Source organism: Pedobacter polysacchareus (assembly GCF_019802255.1).
GTDB lineage: Bacteria > Bacteroidota > Bacteroidia > Sphingobacteriales > Sphingobacteriaceae > Pedobacter > Pedobacter polysacchareus.
In genome coordinates this window covers 169,547-188,195 of sequence record NZ_JAHYSS010000003.1, presented here as the reverse complement: position 1 = coordinate 188,195, position 18,649 = coordinate 169,547, and the positions used below count along the sequence as shown (strand labels likewise).

Sequence of the window (18,649 nt, the reverse complement as noted above, 5' to 3'; positions counted from 1 at the left end):
TGGATTATTTTAGCGCCACACAAATGAACCATGAACAGACGATTTGCCATTAAACAGGTATTAATATTTGCAGGGGGAATGGCATTGTTGCCTTCCTGTTTGAGAGAGGAAGGAAAAGTTTCCATCCAACTTAAAAACCTCGATATTTCTGCTGCACAAGAAGGTCAGCTTGCAGAGATTGCCGAGTTGATTATCCCTAAAACTGATACATCCGGAGCTAAAGACCTAAAACTCCATTTGTATGTACTAAAGATGCTGGACGATTGCTTTGGCCCAGAAAGGCATCAGCAATTTCTTGCAGGCTTGAAAACTTTTGAAGGACTGGATAGTAAAGCACTTGCTCAATTGGTGATAGATGCCAATAGTGCTAAAGCTGGGCTTTCAGAAGAAACCATTGAGTTTTTCAAGTTTATGAAATGGAAAACCATTGATGGCTATCTCAATTCTAAATATGTGATGAGTAATCTCGTGATCTGGGAACTCGTTCCAGGTAGGTACAATGGTTTTTTTCGGGTTAAATCAGCTTAATTAATAGCAAAGAAATGTCAAACTTAAACATAGATAGTATTAAAGAACATACCTATGATGCCATTGTAATTGGCTCTGGGATTAGCGGTGGCTGGGCAGCTAAAGAATTTACAGAAAAAGGCTTGAAGACTTTGGTTCTGGAAAGAGGAAAAGACGTTAAACATATTATAGACTATCCAACCACAAATAAATACCCTTACGAATTTGAACATCGTGGAGAACCTACTTTTGCGATTCGTGAAGCGAACCCTGTGGTTAGTAAATGTTACGCCTTCAGAGAAGATGCAATGGATTTCTTCGTGAAGGATCAAGAGCATCCATATGTGCAGGAGAAACCTTTCGATTGGATCCGTGGTTATCAGGTTGGCGGTAAATCTCTGCTTTGGGCCAGACAAACCCAACGCTGGAGTGACCTGGATTTTGAAGGACCTTTACGTGATGATTTTGCAGTAGACTGGCCAATTAGATATAAGGATCTTGACTCCTGGTATACTTATGTGGAGCAGTTTGCAGGAATTTCTGGTAATAGGGATGGCTTGGCATCATTGCCTGACGGTGATTTCCTACCTGCTTTTCCACTCAATGCTGTAGAAGATTATTTTAGAAATACTATGAGGGATAAATATACAGGCCGTCATGTAATCAGTGCCCGCTGTGCACATTTATCTCAACCTAAGCAGATTCATTTTGATCAGGGCAGGGCGAAGTGTCAAAACCGTACTTTATGTCAGCGAGGTTGCCCATTTGGCGGCTATTTCAGTAGTAACTCTTCTACTTTACCTTGGGCAGAAAAGACAGGTAACTTAACTTTAAGGCCGTTTTCGGTAGTCGAATCTATCATTTATGATGAGAAATTAGGGAAAGCATCCGGTGTTCGGGTGATTGACACCAATACTAAGGAAGTTCGGGAATATCATGCGAAAGTGATTTTTGTAAATGCAGCGGCCATCAATACCAATTTGATTTTATTGAATTCTACTTCTTCACGTTTCCCGAATGGATTAGGAAATGACAGTGGAACTTTAGGGAAATATGTTGCTTTTCACAATTATAGTGCAAGGATCGGAGCGGAATATGATGGATTAAAAGAATTTACTACTGATGGCAGGAATCCCGCAGGTGGTGGATATATTCCGAGATTTAGAAATTTGCTGAAACAAGAAACGAACTTTAAACGTGGTTATGCCGCTGGATTTTCTGCCTATAGAAATACGGAAAGAGATACTTCTGGTTTAGGTACAGCTTTAAAATCACAATTGCTAAGTAAAAATCTGGGTCCCTGGCAAGTTGGCTCTCACATGATGGGAGAAACGATTCCTAAAGAAAGCAATTATGTGAAATTACATGCGGATAAAAAAGATGCCTGGGGAGTTCCATTGCTTCAAATTTCGGTGGACTATGACGATAATGATGCAAAAATGAAGAAGGATTATCTGGAGCAGATGACGGAGATGTTTACGGAAGCTGGATTCAAAAATATTCAGGTAAATGACGGCGGACAAGCACCAGGTTTAGACATCCATGAAATGGGTGGCGCTAGAATGGGACTTGATCCTAAAACGTCTATTCTGAATAAATGGAATCAGCTACATGATTGTAAGAATGTATTCGTTACTGATGGGGCTTGTATGACCTCTACGTCAACACAAAACCCATCATTAACTTATATGGCGCTTACTGCGCGTGCGGTTGATTACGCGGTTCTTTCGATGAAGAAAGGGGAGTTGTAAGCGCTTCCTCCATCTTTAGATATTCTTTTAACAGGGCGATTTGATTTTTTGCCCTGTTAAAATTATGCCCTTCATATTTAGCACCATAATAAATGTCGTTTTGTAGGTAGTCTGCCAGGAATCGAATGGCCTGCATATAGATGATGAACTTTCCTGCATAACTGAAATATTGTTTTTCAGTATCGGTCAATACATCAGCCATTTCTTCCATATAGCCTTCATAAATGGCTTTAAAAAAGTCTTTTCTGATGCTGATTTTACTCAAGTCATTTTCTTCTTCACTTGCAGCACATAAATAGGTTCTCATCATATCACCAACATCACTGATGAAATAACCCGGCATTACTGTATCCAGGTCAATGACACAGATGCCTTTATTATGTGCATCGAAAAGTACATTGTTGATTTTCGTATCATGGTGAATTACTCTTAAAGGGACTTCCTTGTTCGCTACCAGGTCCAGATAGGTGTCTACGATACTTTTGTTTTCGTTGATAAATTCCACATATTCCTTTGCCTGCTCCATTCGTTCTGGATTGGCATTTGCACAAGCTGTTTTAAACTGCTCGTACCTTAAATTGAGGTTATGAAAATCAGGGATAGTGATGTTTAATTCTTCTGCATTAAAGTCTGCCAGTAGAGCTGAGAATTTTCCAAATTGCCTAGCGGCTTCATAGGCTTCTTCTCTTTTCGTCAGTGCATTTAAAGAAATTGAGCCTTCTACGAATGGTGTCATACGAAAATACCCATCAGGTGTCTTCAATAGTGATGCACCAGATAAGGCATTTATTGGTGAAACAAACAGATATTTTGGATCTTTTTTATTTAAAAAGTCTTTTAACAGACAAAGGTTTTTATCAATATTTGAAGGCTCTTTAAATACATCGGTATTTACCTTTTGCAGGATATAGCTTTGCTCAGCGGCAGTTACTTTCCATGTATGGTTTATTAGGCCATCGCCAAATAGGTTAACAGTCGTATCATCAGAATTCAGGCCATACAATGGTAAGATATTTTCGAACATGCGTCTTTTCAAGATTGGTTATAGATTCAAACGTAATTATTTATGTGATTAAACCATTGAGCAAACGTTTGCGCAAAATTACTTAATGTTTGAAATAATTAATTCCGATTCCACAACTACGTTAAAATAAGCCTGTTCCGTTCCAGTTTCATTTTTAGGTCTGTTGATCAGATCAATTAGTATATCTGCTGCCTTCTTTCCTTGCTTGTAGGGAAACTGTTCAACAGAGGCAATCGGCGTATAATCCATATAATTAATAATGGGCAGATTTGCATAGCTGACGAAGTCAATTCCTTCCAGCTCCAGAGATCGGGTATGTCTCATCGCAAATAAGGCAACGTAATCATTAAAGGTGACGATGGCCGTCGGCTTACGTCTGTGGTTGAGCATGGTATTCATTACTTCAATTGTGCCGCTTTCAGAAAGATCACAGCTAACGATTAAAGATGGGTCAAATTTCAAGCGGTTAGAAATCATGGCTTTAATATAACCTTCCTTTCTTTCATGGCTGGCTACCAGTGTAGTAGGTCCATTGATCATTCCGATAGTACGGTGCCCTTTCTTTAGCAGGAAGTTGACTGCTTCATAAGTGCCATTTTCCAGATTCGAAGCCACATAGTGGATGTCTTTAATAGGGGGAATCCGATCGAAGAATACCACTGGGATGTTCAGCTTTTTAAATATCTCAAAATGTTCGTAGGTACTGGTTGTTTTTGAAACAGAGACCAATAGCCCATCTACACGCTGTGTTTTCATTTTTTCTACCAACAGCTTTTCGCGATCCGCATCATCATGTGATTGCGCAAGTAATACCGTATAATTTCTCTTATAGGCAACATCCTCAATGCCGCTAATGGCAGTAGAAAAGAAAGATTCAGATAATTCCGGTAAAATCACACCTATAATATGTGATTTTCCCTGTAGAAATTGTATCGCTTTCTGATTTGGTTCATAGTTTAACTCTGTAGCGAGCTTCTTGACCCTCATCTTTGTTGTTAAACCGATACTGGAATGATCATTTAAAGCCCTTGAAACGGTAGAAACCGAAATCTTGAGTATTTTGGCTATTTCTTTTATCGTGGTTGGTTTATCAGACATGATGTTCAAATATTGGCATAAACTTTCAATAACCTTCAATTATTTTAAAAAAACAATTCATGTAAAACTCAATTGTTTGATGCTTAGGTCTAAAATGTGCGCAAACGTTTGTTTGAAAATATAAGCCTGAATTCATGTTTAAGCGGACATTTTTTAAAGGTCAATGTCGTTTTTTTGATCTTCAGAAGCGTATTTTGGTGAATTATGTAAGATTTGTCTCGTAAAACGATCATGAAATTGTTACAAATATACTTAAGAACTATATTTTTCAGGAATTCTCTTTTTTTAATTATATAATATTAAAATATCAAACGTTTGCGTGTATTTTTTGAAGCGCGATGTGCAGGGGTTTTGGATATAGTCTATACCTTGTAATCGGATAATCGTGTATGGATACCATAATACCGATACTTTTGAACCGAACATATATAATGAACTGAATATTATGAATAGAAGACAATTTGTTAGAAATAGCGGGATTACTGCCGCAGCTATAACTGTTTTACCTGAGCAATCTATTTTTGCGAGCACTAAAGGTGAAAAGATTAAGGTAGCAATGATTGGAGTGGGAATGAGAGGCCAAAATCACCTTGATCTCTTATTGAAAAGAGATGATGTGGATTTAGTAGCAATCTGTGATGTAGATGAAAGAATGCTAAATTCGGCTAAAGCGCTGATTGCAAAATCGGGTAAAGCAATGCCAAAGATTTTTACTGGTGATGAGCATGCCTGGAAGAAACTTTTGGAAACAAAAGGGTTAAAAGCGATTGTAATTTCTACACCTTGGGAATTACACAAACCGATGATTATCAAATCTATGGAGGCTGGTCTTAAATATGTAGCTACTGAAGTGATGTTAGGAATTACGCTTCAGGACCACTGGGATGTAGTACAAGCAGCAGAAAAACACAATGCTCATGTGATGATGTTAGAAAACGTTTGTTACAGAAGAGACGTATTAGCTGCGTTAAATATGGTACGTCAAGGCGTATTCGGTGAAATTATGCACTTACAAGGAGGATACCAGCATGACCTTAGAGAGGTTAAATTTAACGATGGCAAAGGGCCTTATGGTGGTGGTGTAGAATTTAATGAGAAAGGTTTCTCTGAAGCAAAATGGAGAACGAACCATTCTGTACACCGTAATGGTGATTTATACCCAACTCATGGAATCGGTCCTGTGGCACAATGTATCAACATCAACAGAGGTAATAAATTCTTAAAATTGAACTCCTTTGCCACTAAAGCAAGAGGCCTACATAACTATATTGTAGAAAAAGGTGGTGAGAGTCATCCAAATGCGAAAGTAAACTTCCGTTTAGGAGATATCGTAACTACGACTATCGACTGTGCCAATGGCGAAACCATTATCTTGCAGCATGATACAAATCTTCCGAGACCTTATTCACTGGGCTTTAGAGTTCAGGGAACTAAAGGTCTATGGATGGATGTGAACAAAAGTGTCTACGTAGAAGGAGTAAGCAAACCTCACCAATGGGACCCTGCTGCAGCCTGGTTAGATAAATATGACCACCCACTTTGGAAAAAATATGGCAATGATGCACAAGGTGCAGGACATGGGGGAATGGACTTCTTCGTAATTCATGCTTTTATTGAAGCGGCAAAAAGAAATGAACCTACACCAATGGATGTTTATGATGCTGCAGCATGGAGTGCAATTACGCCATTAAGTGAGCAGTCTATAGAATTAGGAAATGAAACCGTTGATTTCCCTGATTTTACTAGTGGAAGCTGGATGACTAGAAAACCAATTTTCGCCTTAAACGACGATTATTAATCTTATTGAACTTTAGTGTCAATTTTGGAGGATTCTTAAGATGAATTAATTTAGTGTCAAAATTCTCCGAGATTACTAAATCTTCAATCCTCATATTTTCATAAAAGGAGCAAGTGATTTTTTACGTTTGCTCCTTTTTTTTGATAAAAAAAATGAAGGAAAACGTTTTTCTTAACGTTAACTTAACATTGGAAACGCATCTTTGTATATGTTTTTAACCATTCTTGCTTTAACCTTTTTATTGTTCGCTTTAATCGCAGCTTTTAAAATGGAGTCTTTTTTACAGGGATTCCTATTTATTGTTGCTTTAGCCGTCGTTGCTGGGATATTATATTTGTTTATTCTTTTTCCAGGATTCTCAGGGTTAGCGGTAGCCTTAATGTTGGGCGCTTTTATCTTTAGGCAGACTAAGAAATAATTGGCTTATCTAGCTACTGTGCAGCGATTTACCTGGTGACTAGCCTGGGCTTTCCGATGTTTTTTTACCTTTTGCAGCGTAAAAAAACACCGGGAATTTTACTCCTTTTGGTGTGATTTTTTTGCTAAAAAGTTTAGTTTTAAAAAGCTGTTTCAATTATTAATTTCAAAATTTTGTAATAATATGATAATATTATATTTAATATTTCTTAAATTTATTTCAATTAGGGGTTATTAAAAAATAATAATATTCATTATGAAAACATTAGGGGAGAAATTTAGAATTTTACGTCAAAAAAAAGGGGTCAACCAAAAAGCGATGGCCGATCTGTTGGATATCTCAATTCCAGCATACTCAAAACTAGAAACCAGCATTACTGATCCTAACTTTAGCCGCATCAATCAGATTGCTGAAGTGCATGGACTCAGCTTGAGAGAGTTTCTAGATGTAGGGGAAGAAGGCGTAAGTGAACACATCCAGATCATCGAACAATTGAAGGAAAAAATCAGTCAATTGGAGAGTTCTGTGATTCGTTTGCAAAGTAAACTGATTGATTTATATGATAAAGAAGATCAGCGTAATAAAAACGCTTAATCTTTAGCGAATCTGTAAGTGTCGGTGTTTCTGATTTATTTATAAGTATTTGATTGCTTTGGATTTATCTTGGCTATTGGTATTTCTTTTGAATATTTTAGGGATACTGATACTTATAAAATTTATCTACAGTTTTACTACAGAATAGGGGCCTATATTTGACCATATTTATTTGGTTTTATGAGCTTTTCTTTTCTGTTTAAATCAAGGTACAGTGTGCTTTTTTCTTATGTAGCAACCTTCATTGCCGGGTCGTTCCTGATTCGTCTTGGATTGATGGCTGCTACATTGGAAAAAACTGATTTTTCTTTTCTTTCCATCCTGCGTATTTTTGGTCAGGGCTTCATTTACGACTTTGGTGTGGCCATGTTCCTGGTTTTGTTTTACGCCATCTACTTGTGTTTTCTTCCTCAGCGATTTCTAAAATCCTGGTTCAATATTTTCCTTAGCTATTCGGTTTTATTTATAATGATATTGATTGCTATGTTTTCTTTTTTTGCAGAACTAACTTTTTGGCAGGAATTTGAAAGCCGCTTTAATTTTATTGCTGTTGATTATCTGGTTTATACTTACGAAGTGATAAACAATATCAATGAATCTTATCCTTTACCCTTTCTAATCGGTGGGGTGATGCTGATTAGCTTGCTGGTGTTGTTTGGTTTAGTAAAAATTGGTGCATTTAATCGTCATTTTCAGTCAGCTACTTCATTTAGGAAACGTGGAGCGACCTCTGGTATAATCGTATTGATCTCTTTGATTTTTGGGTTTTTTATCCCCAATTCATGGGCGGAAACAGGTTCCAATCGCTACCAGAATGAATTAGCTAAAGCCGGAATTTATTCCATCTTTTCAGCCTTTAAAAATAATGAACTTAATTACAATCATTTTTATAAAATGCTGGATAAACAGGAGGCTTTTCGAGTGATTAGGTCGATTCTTCAGGAAGATAATAGTCGGTATTTACAGTCTGATAACGGCATAAAAAGGGAGATCATAGGAACTGGTAATACGGCTTACAAACCGAATGTGATCATGATCACCGTGGAGAGTTTAAGTGCAGACTTTATGGCCCGTTTTGGAAATAACGAAGGTTTAACACCTGTCCTGGATTCTTTAGCTTCCACAAATTTAGTGTTTACTAATATGTATGCTACAGGAACAAGGACAGTAAGGGGGATGGAAGCACTTTCGCTAGCTATTCCACCAACACCTGGCAGCAGTATTGTTAGACGTCCTGACAATGACAGTTTAACTACTATAGGAAACATTTTTGCAAAAGAAGGTTACCATCGCAGTTTTTATTATGGAGGAGATGGATACTTTGATAATATGAACCAATATTTTGGCAGTAATGGTTATGATATTATTGACCGTGGCAGAAAGGTGATGGCCGGTGATCACTATCTGACCAAGCGAACTATCATTACCGATGATCAGGTCCATTTTGAAAATGCCTGGGGAATCAGTGATGAAGATCTTTATAGCGCTGTAATCAAAGGGTCTGATCATCAATTTGAAGAAGGAAAACCATTTTATAGTTTTGTGATGACCACCTCAAACCATCGGCCATTCACTTATCCGGCAGGAGAAATTAACATTCCTTCGGGAACAGGCCGAAATGGTGCTTTAAGGTATACAGATTATGCCATTGGTAAATTTTTGCGTGAAGCCAGCAACAAACCCTGGTACAAAAATACGGTTGTGATTATTGTGGCAGACCATTGCGCCAGTAGTGCGGGTAAAAATGAAATCGACATCGGCAAATATCATATTCCTTGTATAATATTGAATTTACCTGCGGCTAAAAGACGGGAAATTACCCCCTTATGCTCTCAAATAGATCTTTATCCAACTTTATTCAATTTGATGGGCTGGAGCTACGAAAGTAATATTTTTGGCAAAGATGTATTGGCTAAGTCTTATGTGCCAAGGACTTTTCTAGGCACTTATCAAAAGCTTGCCTATCTTAAAAATGACAGCTTAGTGGTACTGAGTCCACAGCAAAAAGTGGAAACTTATTTATACAACCAGAAGAAAAATGAACAGCTTCCCCGAAAATTCTCTGGGGAAGTAGTAAAAGAAGCCATTGCGAATTATCAAACTGCTTATGATCTTTTCAAGAATGGTGGTCTTCATCAATAATAATTATTAACTTATAACTCATCTAGCATACCTTATTTAATGAAATTACTATTAATTGAAGATGAGCAATCGCTCCGCGAAAGTGTACTTGCCTATTTTAGCGCAGAGGGAAATATCTGTGAATTTGCGGTCGACTTCCAATCTGCGATGGAAAAAATTAGCCTTTACCAATATGATTGTATCTTATTGGACCTTACTTTACCGGGCGGCGAGGGTATGGAAATTCTGCGTGCACTAAAAAAATTGAATAAGAAAGATGGAGTATTGATCATTTCCGCAAGGCATTCATTGGATGATAAAGTAGATGGTCTAAATCTAGGCGCAGATGATTATCTGGTGAAACCTTTTCATCTTTCAGAATTGCAGGCAAGGGTAACTGCTATTGTGCGCAGAAAAAGTTTTGATGGTAATAATACTATTGTATTTAATGAAATCAGCATTGATACCCTAGCTATGAAAGCGATGGTCAACGACCGTGTGCTAAATCTGACTAAGAAAGAATTTGATCTGCTCATCTACTTTACCTCCAATCAGCGGAAGGTGGTGACCAAGAACGCAATTGCGGAACATTTATGGGGCGATGAGATTGATTTGTCGGATGATTTTGATTTTATCTATACCCATATTAAAAACCTCCGTAAAAAACTGATCGAAGCCGGGAGTAAAGATTACATCAAATCAATGTATGGGGTAGGATATAAATTTGAAAATATATGAAACTTTCCAGTCGATATAATCGGGTAAACATATTGGTTTCTCTACTGGTATTATTACTTACCGGAGTTATTTATTATGTGGTGATCCATTTTATATTGACTGAGAAACTGGACCGCGATCTTCGGATTGAAGAAGAGGAAATACGCGCTTATGTCCAAAAATACCATAAACTTCCATTACCAGGGGATTTTCAGGATCAAAAGGTCAGCTATCGAGTAGTGAGCCCAACAGATACTGCTGGGCGGAGCTACACTAATAGTATATATGTGAATGAAAAGGAGCATGAGAAAGAACCAGGTAGAAGTCTGAAAACAGTTATGAAAGTAAATGATCAGTTGGTGGAGGTTACGGTGGTGAAATCCAGACTGGAAGCAGAAGATTTGGTACGCATCATTTTTCTGATCAGTTTGCTAATCATTGTTTTGCTGTTGGTCACGCTTTTTCTGGTAAACAGGTTTCTGCTGAATAGTTTATGGCGACCATTTTACCATATTCTAGATCAGATGAAAGCTTTTAACCTGACTGGTAAAAAAGAGGTTAAGGTAGAGCAAAGTAAGATTGATGAATTTGTTGAATTGAATCAAGCTGTTTTGTTAATGTCTCAGCGCGTAAAAGAAGACTATAAAGAGCTAAAATCTTTTACAGACAATGCTGCTCATGAAATGATGACACCATTGGCAGTGATCAATTCGAAACTGGACACCTTATTGCAAACCGCAGGTTTTAGTGATCGGCAAGGAGAGTTGATTGAGGATATTTACTTAGCCGTAGGCCGGCTATCCCGCTTAAATCACTCTTTGCTGCTGCTGGCTAAGATTGAAAACAATATGATCAAAAATGAAGAGCCAATTCCGCTTAAACCTTTGATCGAGCAGAAACTAAGACAGTTTCAGGAACTGCTGCAATCTGCAGAAATTGAGGTAGACATAGACTTACAGGATAAAGAGGTAGTGATGAGTAAGTATCTTGCTGATATTTTGCTGAATAACCTGATTAGTAATGCTATCCGTCATAATGTAAAGCCGGGAAGAATTGAAATTGTACTTACAGGAAATCAGTTAATTTTCAAAAACACTGGAATAGCCATGTCTCTAGATGGAACCAGACCTTTTGAACGTTTCAATAAAACCGCTAGTTCCGAAGGAATGGGCTTAGGTCTGGCGATCTCCCGACAAATATGTCAGCATTATGGATTTACAATGGCCTATGCTTATGCTAATCATCTGCATGTTTTTTCTGTTGTTTTTTAGCATTTAACTCCAGTTCAGTATGATCCTTCCCATATTTCGGTTGAATTGTACAAAAACGCAATCGTTATCGTAAATATTTAAGGGTGTTCGCCGGTATTCGATGTTAAATTTCCTTAACATTGGTTGAAGTATTTAACCTATATAATCATAAACTATGAAGGGCAAAGATCTGTTTTCATTAGAAAACAAGGTGATTGTAATTACCGGAGCTACTGGCGTATTAGGCGAGTCATTTGCACTCGCTGTTGCTGCTGCTGGGGCCAAAGTTGCCATTTTAGGCAGGAACGAGGAGAAAGCGAATGAACGCGTCAAAGCGATCACGATAAACGGTGGTGAGGCCATGGCTGTCATCACAGATGTGCTGGATGAAAAAGCATTGATTGCCGCAAGAACACAAATTTTAAACGCATGGGGAACCATTGATGGCTTGGTTAATGCTGCTGGAGGTAACATTCCCGGCGCAACGATCAGTCCAGATCAGAACATATTTGACATCAATATCGAGGATACTCAGAAAGCTGTAGAACTTAATCTTTTTGGCACAGTATTACCTACACACGTATTTGGTCGGGTAATCGCAGAAAAAGGAAAAGGATCGATTGTCAATATTTCTTCGCTGGCTGCACAGCGTCCTTTAACCAGAGTTTTGGGCTATACCTTAGGTAAAAATGCGATTGAAGGCTATACAAAATGGATGGCAATAGAGCTGGCACAACGTTATGGCGATCGGGTTAGAGTGAATGCGCTTGCACCAGGTGTGTTTTTGACTGAGCAAAATCGTTCATTGCTTACCAATCCAGATGGGTCTTACACAGATCGTGCACAACGTTTTGTAAATCATACCCCTTTTGGTAGATTAGGGAAACCTGAAGAATTGAATGGAACATTGATCTATTTATTGAGCGATGCTTCGGCTTTTGTAAATGGAGAAACAATATTAGTAGATGGTGGATTTAATGCCTACAGTGGCGTATAAAAATGGATAAAAAGAATCATAAATTATTACAGACATGGCGCTGGTATGGGCCATCAGATCCGGTGAGTTTATCAGATGTAAAACAAGCAGGTGCTACAGGAATTGTTACCGCATTACACCATATTCCCCATGGGGAAGTATGGCCAGTTGAGGATATTCTAGAAAGAAAATCAATCATTGAAGCTTCTGGATTACATTGGGCAGTTGTAGAGAGTGTACCCGTTCATGAGTCGATAAAAACCAGACGTAAAGATGCACATGTATACCTGGATAATTACAATCAAAGTTTAAAAAACCTCGCTTCATGTGGGATTAAAACGGTTTGTTACAATTTTATGCCGGTATTGGACTGGACGCGTACACAATTGGACCTAACCATGACAGACGGTTCTAAAGCGCTTTATTTCAATTGGACAGATTTAGCTGTGTTTGATCTTTTTATTTTGAAAAGGGAGGCTGCTTCTGCTGATTATCCTGAAGTGATCAGAGAAAGAGCCAGGTTGAGACATTCGAAGATGAATGCTGCCGAACTCGATTTATTGAGAATCAATGTGTTGATGGGTATTCCTAATGAGAAGGAAATTGAACTGGAAGCTTTACGTAACAGTATCGATGAGTATAAAGAAATTGGAACTGCTGGTTTGAAAGAGAATCTGACTTGGTTCCTGAATGGAATTGCTGAAGTATGTGAATCGGAAGGAATCAAAATGACCATCCATCCTGATGATCCGCCGTATCCAATTTTGGGCCTTCCCCGCATAGCGAGTACGAAAGAAGATTTGTTATATATTATTAATAGTGTAAATCTGGATTTTAATGGCATCTGTTTTTGTACAGGTTCATTGGGTGCAGGTTTAAATAATAACCTGCCGGAGATCTTTGAAACAGTAAAATCAAGGGTTCATTTTCTACACCTTAGAAATGTAACAAAGGATGAGGAAGGTAATTTTTATGAAGCAGACCATCTGGGAGGTGATGTAAATATGTATGAGGTTATGAAGGCAATTGTTGCAGAAAATATTTCCAGAGCATTTCCAATACCTTTTCGCCCGGATCATGGTCACCAGATGTTGGACGACCTTGCCAAACATACAAATCCGGGTTATTCCGCAATTGGCCGTTTACGTGGCCTGGCAGAACTACGAGGATTGGAATTAGGAATTAGTGGGAATTACTAGTTTTTTGAGTAGAAGCTCTGAACATGATTTGTGTATCCATTTTTATGGTTTCAAAATCTACTTCCCGGTGTTTTCTTTCAATTAATGAGATTAACTTTTCGGCAGCAAGCTGTCCGATTTCAAAAGCTGGTTGATGTATGGTACTCAAGGCAGGGTTCATTGCATCAGCCAGTTCTGTATTTGTGAAACCAATCAAGGCCAAATCCTGTGGAATTTTATAACCAAGCTTATTTAATAAAGAAAGACACCGCGTGGTAATCTGATCTGTAGCCGTAAAAATAGCATCTGGGGGTTCTGGTAAAGTCATATAATACCGAATTGCTGCTTCCAGATCATCATTTAATTTGTGGGTGTCCGTATAATCACAGGAGCGGAGATAAGTAGGGTTGAAGGTGATATTTTGATCTGAAAGCGCTTGTTTATAGCCGTTTAATCGATCTGTAGAGATACTGAGTTTGGTGTTAGTGTTCAGGTGAGCAATTCGCCTAAAGCCATTATTAATCAGGTGCATAGTGGCATCATAAGCACCTTTAAAGTTGTCTGCACCTACTTTATGAGTATTAATTTGATCTGTAAGCCGGTCAAATAAAACCATTGGCAGACCAGATTCCTGTAAGTTTTTAAGATAGCTGAAGTCGGTAGTTTCACAAGCAGGGGAGATGAGCAAGCCGTCTATGCCTCCTGAATACAGCAGGTCGATGCAGGCAATCTCTTGTTTTTGCGATTCCTTACTTTGCATAATGATGATCTGGTAGGATTTTTCAGTACTGATTTTATCGATACCATCTAACATCTGCGCCACAAAGTTATTGTCCAATGAACATACTACCACGCCAATCGAACGGCTTCTACCTTGTTTTAAACCTTTAGCCATACGATTTGGCACATAATGATGCGCTGTTGCATACGCAATCACCTTTTTTTTTGTCTCTTCGCCAATTTCATAGCTATCATTTAATGCTTTGGAAATTGTAGAAGTAGACAGGTTGAGAGCCTTTGCAATATCCTTCAATGTAATACTGTTGTTCATACCAGTTTATATTTAGGGACTAAAATGCAATTATTAGAGGAGATAAGGGAATCTTTTTTTATTAATCGACCTCAGAATGATGCTTGATCAAAGGATTTGTGATGTTTTTTTGTTTTCAGCTGATCTTTGATATCTTTAAGAAAGAAATATCTAATTCCAATCCAATGAAAATAACGCTCAGTTTAATTACAGTTGTTCTGTTTTTGGGATCCATGAAAAATGATAATTTGAAAACTGAAGTTCTGAAAAGTAATCTCCAGCCTCAGAAGAAGGTGGTCATTGGTTATGTAGGTGGCTTCAGAGGATTGGTAAATACAGATCGAATCTCTCCGGAAAAACTAACCCACATCAATTATGCTTTTGTGGATGTGCAGAGAAATCGTGCCTTCCTGACCAATGAAAAAACAGATACAGTAAATTTCAGGAAACTCTTGCTGTTAAAAAAGAAAAATCCTGCACTTCAGATTCTGATTTCAATTGGAGGTTGGGCATGGAGTAAAAATTTTTCTGATGCCATGCTAACAGATACTTCGAGAGCTGCTTTCGCGACAAGTGCAGTAAATATTATAAGAAAATATAAGCTGGATGGGGTTGATATTGATTGGGAATATCCAGGACAACCAGGAGAGGTTGGCAATATCTATCGCCCAGAAGATGGACGCAACTTCACCTTAATGTTTGAAGCACTCCGAAAAGAATTGGATGTTTTGGAAAAGGAAACTGCTCAAAAGAAATTACTAACTACTGCTGTTGGTGGTTTTTCAGACTTCTTGCTGCATACAGAAATGGATAAGGCAGCACAATATCTCGACTATATAAATTTGATGACTTATGATTATTATTCTGGTAAAATAGCAGGGCACCATACCAATTTATATTCTTCTAAGCTTTATCTATCGGCAAACTCTGCAGATTATGCAATTAGAGCTTATGTAAAAGCAGGTGTGCCTATTTCGAAATTAGTAATGGGTATCGCATTTTATGGTAGAAATAGCAAAGTAGAAGCGGGAACGTTAACAGGGCTAGGAGCTAATTACATTAAAGGTGAATTTGGAAGTGGTTATACACAGATAAAAGATAGCTTAATAAACAGAAAGGGATTTAAGGAATTTAAAGATTTGGCTGCAAGGGCATCCTACCTGTACAATGCAGCTACTCAAACCTTAATTACCTATGATGATGAATGGTCGGTCAGGGAAAAATGCAAATATGTAATAGACCAAAATATGGGAGGTGTTATGTTTTGGGAATATGCCTCAGATCCAAAGGAATACCTGTTAAATGAAGTGATAAAGTCTTTAAAATAAAGCGACATCAAAAGATTTTTATTTCATTTGCTGATCAACAGGACCTGTAATTTCTCAAATTATTAATAGTAAATTATATCTTTGGGAAATTATATAATTAATTATGGTTACAGAGAATATGTTAAGGAGAAATGCAAAGTACTTTTTATTAATACTAGTTTTATGTGTTTTTTCCTCCTGTTTTCAAATCATAGAAGAGATTAATGTAGCCAGTGATGGTTCAGGTACCGTTAATTTAACCCTTAATTTAAGCGCGAGCAAAACTAAGGTGGCCTCTATAATGCTGTTGGACAGTGTGAATGGCTATAAGGTTCCCAGTAAGCAGCAGATTCAGAAAGAGATGGAGGAAGCTGTAGCTTATCTAAAAAACTCTCCAGGGATTACTAATGTTAAGAAAACCATCGATTTTGCGAATTATATTGCTACGGTAAGCTTTGCTTTCAAAAACATCTCGAACATCAATAATGTTAACCAAAACGTACTGAAGAAGCTAAAAATCAAGGCTATTAACAATTCTTCTTATAGCTTTAGTCCGGAAACCGGGGTTTTTCAACGCAGGTACCTGCCTACAAAGGAAGCTTTGGTAGAGTATAATAAACTGAAACCAGAGGTTAAAAACGTCTTCAAAGAAGCCAGCTATACCAGTATTTACCGATTTGAAAAACCAGTTGCGCTAACAATGAATCCCTTATCTAAAATCTCAAAAACAAAGAAAGCGGTGATGCTAAACGCAGGGATAATGGGTTTGATTAATGGAAAAACTAATATTTCTAATCAAATTACACTCACAAAGTAAATACTCTTAAATCTACTATCTATTTAAAACACCTATACAAAAAACATGAAATACTATTTTAAATCCGCAATTGCCGGATCTTTTTTATTGAGCACGCTTGCAGTAAATGCCCAGGATCTTTCTCGTAAAATTCCGGCAGATGCATTGGCTGTTGCGACTATTAAGGGTGGAAATTTAACAGAGTTGATGTCTGTAACTGAATTTAACCAAAGGTTTTTTGGGAAAAAGCTGCTGGAAGAATTAACTAAAGACCAGCACGCTGATTTTCAAGGAATAGAAGATTTCGGCATTAACCTATCTTCTGATTTCTATTATTACAACCAAAGCAACGACAGTGTAAGTTATAATTGTTTTTTGCTCCCAGTTAAAGATGCAGCCAAAATTGATCTGTTCTTTTCAAAACGTGGAAAGAATTTTACACTTAAAGACCAGGTAAGATCTTACTTTAATATAGATTCTACTGAGATGGTTCATTGGAATGGCGAGATGTTATTGTCTGTAATTCCAAGTGAAAAAACAGCTTATTTTAACCGTCCTGAAGTTAGAGAGCGATTTGGTTTATCAAAAATTGATCAAATTAGCTTGTATCCAGATACTGTTACTGATTCCACGGTGGTTATGGAGGCCGCAACTGCAACAGAAGCAGTAGAGGAACCGGAAGAAATCGTAATTCCGGAACCAGTTAAGAAAAAAAAATCCATTCCTGCTAAGAATCGACCAAAAAAGTCAAACCTTAAAGGTAAAAAAACAGGGGCAAAAAATTATAAGAAGAAGCCCGCAGCAAAAAAGGTTATAGCAGTACAAGAAGAGACAGCGGAAATGGACACAGCAATCGATATGGTTGCTATTGATTCTGCTTATACTGAAAACGATGAACCAGGGGATAATCCTTTTTTTTATGATGTTAAATTGAAAAAAGGAGTACTGGCTAGATGGACAGCAAAAATGAGTGATGATTTTTTTGCAGGTAAGAATCAGGCATCAATTTTAAGCAATGCAGATTTCACTAAAAGCGTAGACCATAATGCAGAGGCGACCATCTGGATTTCTGGAGTAGAAAAGCTGAGTAATGCTTATCTGCCTTTAGATTATTTTAAAGGAGTTAATTTTATGGCTGGATATGGTACAGCCAATGCTAAATTATTCCTGGAAGATCAGTCGATTAAGATGAGTTCAGCAATGACATTTAACGATGATATGGGCAACGTTTTGAGAAAAGTGCATCAAAGAAAGTTGAACAAGAAATTTCTGAAATATGTAAATGAAGATCAAATGATCGGGTACATGGCGTATGCGATGGATACGAAAGCATATTTGCAAGAGTATCCTAAATTGATTTCTAAAATTTACGGTTCTGTATATTCAGATGAAATTGGGATGGCTACCGACTTGTTTTCTTTGTTATTGGATGAAGAAGCAATAGCGAAAGTGATTAAAGGAGATGGAATCTTCATTTTTAATGGCTTGTCGCAAAAAGAAGTTTCTTATAAATCGTATGATTATAATGAAGACAATTTTGAGACCACAGAGGTGATGAAGACAAAGAAAGAAACTTTGCCAGACTTCCTGATGATGATTTCTACAGAAGATACGCGTTTGATAGACAAACTGATTGCTTATGGCGTAAAAAAAGAACTGATAAAAAATAACAACAGCTATTACGAGATCTCTATTCCTAAAAGTCCGATGGCATTGTATTTTACTATTAAAGATGGCGTGATATTTTTGAGTACGAACGGAAAGGAAATGCAGCAGATTGTAAATAATACTTTCCAGGCAAAATTGAACAATAAACATAAAAAAGCATTATTGGGCAATAATTACGCGGCATATTTCAGTCCTAAAAAGCTGGCAGGTAAAATACCAGCAGAAGAACTGGGTAAATTGGCAAAAGTGGAGAAAACCAATAAAACACTCAACGCAATGGGTGATATTTATATCAGATCTTTTCCTATGAAGGGGAATACGTTTTCTGCTGAAGTGAGTATGGATCTTCCTACTGGTCATAAAAATGCTTTGAAATACCTATTCTCTATTACTGAGGATCTTCAAAAATAACCATA

Annotated in this window: 15 protein-coding genes; 12 read left to right on the top strand and 3 right to left on the bottom strand. The window is 37.5% G+C overall.

Annotation, left to right across the window (positions count from 1 at the left end):
- The first annotated feature begins 30 nt into the window (after positions 1 to 30).
- Together K7X70_RS08570 and K7X70_RS08565 are read left to right on the top strand one after the other, a co-directional pair.
- Positions 31 to 528 carry a gluconate 2-dehydrogenase subunit 3 family protein gene (locus K7X70_RS08570; RefSeq protein ID WP_222536662.1) on the top strand — a complete coding sequence of 166 codons (498 nt, stop codon included), beginning with the start codon at positions 31 to 33 and terminating at the stop codon, positions 526 to 528.
- A gap of 14 nt (positions 529 to 542) precedes the next feature.
- A complete protein-coding gene (locus K7X70_RS08565; protein ID WP_222536661.1) occupies positions 543 to 2,258 on the top strand; it encodes a GMC oxidoreductase in 1,716 nt (571 codons plus the stop codon).
- On the opposite strand, the gene K7X70_RS08560 is transcribed toward K7X70_RS08565, so the two are convergent.
- Positions 2,203 to 3,294 (bottom strand): phosphotransferase enzyme family protein, encoded by a 1,092-nt coding sequence (locus tag K7X70_RS08560; RefSeq protein ID WP_255607014.1) that lies wholly within the window; start codon positions 3,292 to 3,294, stop codon positions 2,203 to 2,205. The genes K7X70_RS08565 and K7X70_RS08560 overlap by 56 nt on opposite strands.
- A 66-nt stretch (positions 3,295 to 3,360) precedes the next feature.
- A complete protein-coding gene (locus K7X70_RS08555) occupies positions 3,361 to 4,380 on the bottom strand; it encodes a LacI family DNA-binding transcriptional regulator (protein WP_062548873.1) in 1,020 nt (339 codons plus the stop codon).
- 445 nt (positions 4,381 to 4,825) lie between these two features.
- On the opposite strand from K7X70_RS08555, the gene K7X70_RS08550 reads away from it, so the two are divergent.
- The 7 genes from K7X70_RS08550 (at position 4,826) to uxuA (ending at position 13,453) form a co-directional block, all read left to right on the top strand.
- A complete protein-coding gene (locus K7X70_RS08550; RefSeq protein ID WP_222536660.1) occupies positions 4,826 to 6,178 on the top strand; it encodes a Gfo/Idh/MocA family protein in 1,353 nt (450 codons plus the stop codon).
- Between the two features lie 673 nt (positions 6,179 to 6,851).
- Positions 6,852 to 7,190 carry a helix-turn-helix domain-containing protein gene (locus tag K7X70_RS08545; protein WP_062548871.1) on the top strand — a complete coding sequence of 113 codons (339 nt, stop codon included), beginning with the start codon at positions 6,852 to 6,854 and terminating at the stop codon, positions 7,188 to 7,190.
- A gap of 180 nt (positions 7,191 to 7,370) precedes the next feature.
- Positions 7,371 to 9,332 carry an LTA synthase family protein gene (locus tag K7X70_RS08540; RefSeq protein ID WP_222536659.1) on the top strand — a complete coding sequence of 654 codons (1,962 nt, stop codon included), beginning with the start codon at positions 7,371 to 7,373 and terminating at the stop codon, positions 9,330 to 9,332.
- 39 nt (positions 9,333 to 9,371) lie between these two features.
- Entirely contained in the window at positions 9,372 to 10,049 is a 678-nt protein-coding gene (locus K7X70_RS08535) for a response regulator transcription factor (protein ID WP_222536658.1), read from the top strand.
- Positions 10,046 to 11,299, top strand: a complete 1,254-nt coding sequence (locus tag K7X70_RS08530; RefSeq protein ID WP_222536657.1) for a sensor histidine kinase — start codon at positions 10,046 to 10,048, stop codon at positions 11,297 to 11,299. Before K7X70_RS08535 ends, K7X70_RS08530 begins: the two co-directional genes overlap by 4 nt.
- A 154-nt stretch (positions 11,300 to 11,453) precedes the next feature.
- Positions 11,454 to 12,275, top strand: a complete 822-nt coding sequence (locus tag K7X70_RS08525) for an SDR family oxidoreductase (protein WP_222536656.1) — start codon at positions 11,454 to 11,456, stop codon at positions 12,273 to 12,275.
- 2 nt (positions 12,276 to 12,277) lie between these two features.
- Positions 12,278 to 13,453 (top strand): mannonate dehydratase, encoded by a 1,176-nt coding sequence (gene uxuA / locus K7X70_RS08520; protein ID WP_222536655.1) that lies wholly within the window; start codon positions 12,278 to 12,280, stop codon positions 13,451 to 13,453.
- On the opposite strand, the gene K7X70_RS08515 is transcribed toward uxuA, so the two are convergent.
- Positions 13,437 to 14,483 carry a LacI family DNA-binding transcriptional regulator gene (locus tag K7X70_RS08515; protein WP_222536654.1) on the bottom strand — a complete coding sequence of 349 codons (1,047 nt, stop codon included), beginning with the start codon at positions 14,481 to 14,483 and terminating at the stop codon, positions 13,437 to 13,439. The genes uxuA and K7X70_RS08515 overlap by 17 nt on opposite strands.
- A 227-nt stretch (positions 14,484 to 14,710) precedes the next feature.
- On the opposite strand from K7X70_RS08515, the gene K7X70_RS08510 reads away from it, so the two are divergent.
- The 3 genes from K7X70_RS08510 to K7X70_RS08500 all read left to right on the top strand — a co-directional run bounded on the left by K7X70_RS08510 (position 14,711) and on the right by K7X70_RS08500 (position 18,644).
- Positions 14,711 to 15,790, top strand: a complete 1,080-nt coding sequence (locus tag K7X70_RS08510) for a glycoside hydrolase family 18 protein (RefSeq protein ID WP_255607012.1) — start codon at positions 14,711 to 14,713, stop codon at positions 15,788 to 15,790.
- A gap of 103 nt (positions 15,791 to 15,893) precedes the next feature.
- The gene (locus K7X70_RS08505) at positions 15,894 to 16,586 is read left to right on the top strand and encodes a hypothetical protein (RefSeq protein WP_255607011.1); all 693 of its coding nucleotides are present in this window, start codon (positions 15,894 to 15,896) and stop codon (positions 16,584 to 16,586) included.
- 45 nt (positions 16,587 to 16,631) lie between these two features.
- Positions 16,632 to 18,644 carry a hypothetical protein gene (locus K7X70_RS08500; protein WP_222536653.1) on the top strand — a complete coding sequence of 671 codons (2,013 nt, stop codon included), beginning with the start codon at positions 16,632 to 16,634 and terminating at the stop codon, positions 18,642 to 18,644.
- The last annotated feature ends 5 nt before the right edge of the window (positions 18,645 to 18,649 follow it).

Bases quoted from the DNA above. Each gene is read 5' to 3' on its own strand.
- K7X70_RS08570 (WP_222536662.1), top strand. From the start codon at position 31: ATGAACAGACGATTTGCCATTAAACAGGTATTAATATTTGCAGGGGGA.
- K7X70_RS08565 (WP_222536661.1), top strand. From the start codon at position 543: ATGTCAAACTTAAACATAGATAGTATTAAAGAACATACCTATGATGCC.
- K7X70_RS08555 (WP_062548873.1), bottom strand. From the start codon at position 4,380: ATGTCTGATAAACCAACCACGATAAAAGAAATAGCCAAAATACTCAAG.
- K7X70_RS08550 (WP_222536660.1), top strand. From the start codon at position 4,826: ATGAATAGAAGACAATTTGTTAGAAATAGCGGGATTACTGCCGCAGCT.
- K7X70_RS08545 (WP_062548871.1), top strand. From the start codon at position 6,852: ATGAAAACATTAGGGGAGAAATTTAGAATTTTACGTCAAAAAAAAGGG.
- K7X70_RS08540 (WP_222536659.1), top strand. From the start codon at position 7,371: ATGAGCTTTTCTTTTCTGTTTAAATCAAGGTACAGTGTGCTTTTTTCT.
- K7X70_RS08535 (WP_222536658.1), top strand. From the start codon at position 9,372: ATGAAATTACTATTAATTGAAGATGAGCAATCGCTCCGCGAAAGTGTA.
- K7X70_RS08530 (WP_222536657.1), top strand. From the start codon at position 10,046: ATGAAACTTTCCAGTCGATATAATCGGGTAAACATATTGGTTTCTCTA.
- K7X70_RS08525 (WP_222536656.1), top strand. From the start codon at position 11,454: ATGAAGGGCAAAGATCTGTTTTCATTAGAAAACAAGGTGATTGTAATT.
- uxuA (WP_222536655.1), top strand. From the start codon at position 12,278: ATGGATAAAAAGAATCATAAATTATTACAGACATGGCGCTGGTATGGG.
- K7X70_RS08515 (WP_222536654.1), bottom strand. From the start codon at position 14,483: ATGAACAACAGTATTACATTGAAGGATATTGCAAAGGCTCTCAACCTG.
- K7X70_RS08505 (WP_255607011.1), top strand. From the start codon at position 15,894: ATGGTTACAGAGAATATGTTAAGGAGAAATGCAAAGTACTTTTTATTA.
- K7X70_RS08500 (WP_222536653.1), top strand. From the start codon at position 16,632: ATGAAATACTATTTTAAATCCGCAATTGCCGGATCTTTTTTATTGAGC.